The following is a 2471-nucleotide window of genomic DNA, read 5'->3' as shown; positions in this document are numbered from 1 at the left end:
GCATGAAATGCATATCCTGAATCATGCTTTCAAAGCGCAACAGGTGAAATATCAGCGGGGTCGAAATGTTGTAAGGCAGGTTGCCAATGATTCGCAGCGGTCGTTCATCGGTTTTCAGGCTGGCAAAATCAAACTTCAGTGCATCGGCTTCGTGAATATGAAAGTTCGGGTTCAGGCCAAAGCGCAGGAGCAGGGTGGGAATCAGGTCCCTGTCCAGCTCCACGACATCCAGTCCACCAGCACGTTCAAGAACGTCGGCGGTCAGGGCACCTTGGCCGGGACCAATCTCAACCAGATGCTCACCCTGTTTTGGGTTGATCGACGCCACGATCTCACCGATAACGCCATGATCGTGAAGAAAGTTCTGGCCGAAACGTTTGCGGGCCTTATGGTAAGGAACGTCTGTCTGGGGCATGAAGAGTATTGCTCATCCGGGGGAGAAACTGTCGAGGACCCATCAGCCATGATAAAACGATGACATGGCTACCGGTCAAACCGGCAATAATAACCCCCGACTGCCGTTTTTTCCAGAAGTCTGGTCAGGGGGAAGCCATATCCAGCGCTGTTTCAATGGCGGTGTACAAACTGCCGGAATCAATGTTTCCTGTGGCCGCAAGATCAAGGGCGGTACCATGATCGACAGAGGTGCGTACAACAGGAAGTCCAAGGGTGATATTGACGGCCTTGCCAAAGCCCTTGTATTTGAGAACAGGTAATCCCTGGTCATGATACATGGCCAATACGGCGTCAGCTTGTTGCAATAGCTTTGGATTGAACAGCGTGTCAGCGGGTAAGGGGCCGGTCAGGTTCATCCCCTGCGCCCTGCAATGGTGCAGAACGGGAATAATGGTTTCAATCTCTTCCATTCCCAGGTGGCCACCCTCACCGGCATGGGGGTTCAGTCCACAGACAAGGATATGAGGCGTGCTGATCGCAAACTTATCCCGTAACTCCCGATGAAGAATATGGATAACCTGGGTCAGGGAGCCATGGGTGATCGCTGAAGAAACCTCTGAAAGGGGCAAATGGGTGGTCGCCAGGGCAACCCTTAGGCCCTCGGTAGCCAGCATCATTACAACCTTTTCGGTGTGGGTCTGTTCAGCAAGAAACTCAGTGTGGCCACTGAAGGGAATACCGGCGTTATTGATGACTTCTTTATGGACAGGGCCTGTCACCATCCCATCGAAGAGGCCGTCCATGCAGCCATGCAGTGCCAACTTCAGGGTATCGAGAACATATTGACCGTTAGCGGGGTCAACAGACCCTGCGGTTGCGGGAGTAGCCATGGAGACCGGGGCAACAAGCAGGGTGTTTGCCCCGGCAGGTTCCCTGATATCCGGGTTGAAGTGTTGCAGGTCAACTGAGAGACCCAGCTGTTTTGCCCGATGTGCCAATAGCTCCGGATCGGCCGCTATCACCAGCTGTACCGGTCTTGAAAAAACATGGCCCTGAGTCGCCAGCATCAGGCAAAGGTCGGGGCCGATACCGGCAGGCTCCCCGGCGGTTACCACCAGCCGGGAAACAGATTGGGTTAAGGCAGTTGTACCTGTCATGTCAGAGCTGAATCTCAACGTAGGCCTGGTCACGGATTTCCCGAAGCCAGACTTGCAGTTCTTCCTCAAACTTGCGATTGCCAAGCAGTTCCCTTACCTGGTTGCGGCGAACCTGGGTGCTGATGTCAGACTGTCGCTTGCCCAGCACTTCAAGAATATGCCAGCCGTAGGTGGTTCGAAATGGCTCGCTGACGACTTTTTCCGGAATGATGTTCATTACGGTCTGGAATTCAGGAACCAGTGTGTCCGGAGAAATCCATCCCATATCGCCACCGTTGAGCGCAGAAGCGGTATCGTCGGAATACGCTCTGGCAAGCTCACTGAACGCTTCACCCGCCTGAACCCGTTCGTACAGTTTCTCCGCCTGCATCTGTGACTCAAGGTTGGTGCGAATTTCATTTGGCTTGATCAGGATATGCCGGACATGAACCTGGCTCTGAACCACCTTTTTATCACCCCTGGTGTCCATCAGTTTGAAGATATGGAAACCGGCAGGGCTGCGAATCGCTGCGGATGTCTGTCCCGTGGACATTTTAACAGCCTGCTCAGCAAACAGGGTGGGGAGCTGGTCAGCTTTTCGCCAGCCCAGGTCGCCGCCTTCCAGGGCATTCTGTCCCTGGGAGTTGGCAATGGCTATGGCCTGAAAGTCTGCCCCCTGGCGAAGTTGTCCGGACAGGTCATTGGCACGACGTTCTGCGCTCTGGATCTGGTCCGGTGTGGCATTATCCGGTGTGGCAATCAGAATATGGGCCAGACGATATTCGGTCTGCATTTGCGCCAGTCCTTCGGGAGAACTCAGGAAGTTATCAATTTCCTGTTCGCTGACCTGAACACGCTGGGCAACCTGGCGCTGGCGAACCCGGTTAAGAATCATTTCCCGGCGAATTTCCTCACGGGCCTGGCTGAACGACAGACCGT

Annotated in this window: 3 protein-coding genes; all 3 read right to left on the bottom strand. The window is 54.3% G+C overall.

The genetic code is table 11. The features are described 5' to 3' along the window. A partial coding sequence (locus KDK13_RS09950; protein ID WP_306671073.1) for an rRNA adenine dimethyltransferase family protein occupies positions 1-415 on the bottom strand: 415 nt, incomplete at its 3' end. 124 nt (positions 416-539) lie between these two features. Further along, positions 540-1553, bottom strand: a complete 1014-nt coding sequence (gene pdxA / locus KDK13_RS09945; RefSeq protein WP_257284826.1) for a 4-hydroxythreonine-4-phosphate dehydrogenase PdxA — start codon at positions 1551-1553, stop codon at positions 540-542. A 1-nt stretch (position 1554) separates the two neighbouring features. Beyond that, positions 1555-2471 (bottom strand): peptidylprolyl isomerase (locus KDK13_RS09940; protein ID WP_257284825.1); only part of this gene is annotated, 917 nt, incomplete at its 5' end.

The sequence above is a fragment of the Endozoicomonas sp. SESOKO1 genome (genome assembly GCF_024606265.1).
Taxonomy (GTDB): domain Bacteria; phylum Pseudomonadota; class Gammaproteobacteria; order Pseudomonadales; family Endozoicomonadaceae; genus Endozoicomonas.
This window is presented reverse-complemented; position numbering and strand designations above follow the sequence as displayed.

What these genes read in the sequence shown, in the direction of transcription:
- pdxA (WP_257284826.1), bottom strand. Translation starts at nt 1,553, where the DNA reads ATGACAGGTACAACTGCCTTAACCCAATCTGTTTCCCGGCTGGTGGTA.